We start from the raw sequence: 1,545 nt of genomic DNA on the forward strand, positions 1-1,545 counted from the left end.
GCATTCAGCTTGCCATTCACCGCTCTCACTCCAGATTCTAATCCCCCATCAAGACACAAGCGGCCTTGTGTCGCGATAGGGCCGCAAAGCGGCCCCAGTGGCTTACAGCGTGGTATTGCGCGTCTCTTTCAGGCACAGCACGGCAATCAGGCTGATCACTGCCGCCGCCGACACATAACCGCCCACCCAGCTCAACCCTCCCATGCTCACCAGCTTCTGGGCAAAGAACGGTGCCGCCGAGGCGCCAACGATGCCGCCCAGGTTATACGCCGCCGAGGCACCGGTATAACGCACGTGGGTCGGGAACAGCTCTGGCAGCAGTGCCCCCATCGGCGCAAAGGTCACGCCCATCAGGAACAGCTCGATGGCCAGGAACAGCGCCACCCCCGCAGTCGATCCCGAGGTCAGCAGTGGCTCCATGGTAAAGCCCGAAGCTATCGCCAGCAGGCCGCCGACGATCAGTACCGGCTTACGCCCGTAACGGTCACTGAGCCAGGCCGACAACGGTGTGGCCAGTGCCATGAACACCACCGCGAAGCACAGCAGGCCAAGGAACGTTTCGCGGCTGTAGCCCAGTGTGGTCACGCCGTAGCTCAGCGAGAACACCGTGGAAATGTAGAACAGTGCATAGCACACCACCATGGCCGCAGCGCCCAGCAGGGTTGGCAGCCAGTATTTCGAGAACAGGTCGACCACCGGCATTTTCACCCGCTCGTGGCGGGCAACGGCCTTGGCGAACACCGGGCTCTCTTCGAGCTTCAGGCGCACGTACAGGCCTACCAGTACCAGTGCGGCGCTGAGCAGGAACGGAATGCGCCAGCCCCACTCACGGAACTGCTCGTCGCTGAGCACCAGGGCCAGGGTCAGGAACAGGCCGTTGGCCGCCAGGAAGCCGATTGACGGCCCCAGCTGCGGGAACATGCCGAACCAGGCCCGTTTGCCTTCCGGCGCGTTTTCGGTAGCCAGCAGGGCCGCGCCACCCCATTCGCCGCCCAGGCCCAGGCCTTGGCCAAAACGCAGCAGGCAGAGAATGATCGGCGCCCACACGCCAATGCTGTCATAGCCCGGCAGCACGCCAATGGCGGTGGTGGATACGCCCATCAGCAGCAGCGAGGCGACCAGCGTCGACTTGCGGCCAATGCGGTCGCCGAAGTGGCCGAACAACGCCGAGCCCAGTGGCCGGGCGAGGAAGGCGATACCGAAGGTGAGGAAGGCGGCCAGCATTTGCGCGGTGCCCGACCCGGACGGGAAGAACACCGGGCCGATCACCAAGGCTGCGGCGGTGGCGTAGACGTAGAAATCATAGAACTCGATGGCGGTGCCGATGAAGCTGGCAGTGGCGACCCGCGCAGGCGAGTTGACGGGTGTGGCAGGCGCTTGGGCGTAAGTGCTGCTTGTCATTGAATAGGTCCCTGACAGTCTGGTCCGGCTCCATGGGCTTGGCCCGCAGTGGCGTGCCCTGTAGAAGGCACGGTGACGCGGACGCCGGAGCGTTTTGTTGTGTGCGCCCGACTGACGATGGCCCAAGGGGGGTAGGGGCGGGGG

1 protein-coding gene is annotated in these 1,545 nt (G+C 64.5%); it reads right to left on the reverse strand.

All coding sequences use genetic code 11. The features are described 5' to 3' along the window. Positions 1-102: 102 nt before the first annotated feature. Positions 103-1,401 (reverse strand): MFS transporter, encoded by a 1,299-nt coding sequence (locus AC3WLP_RS27815; RefSeq protein ID WP_019752443.1) that lies wholly within the window; start codon positions 1,399-1,401, stop codon positions 103-105. Positions 1,402-1,545: the final 144 nt, after the last annotated feature.

This window comes from Pseudomonas sp. FW305-E2 (assembly GCF_058782925.1).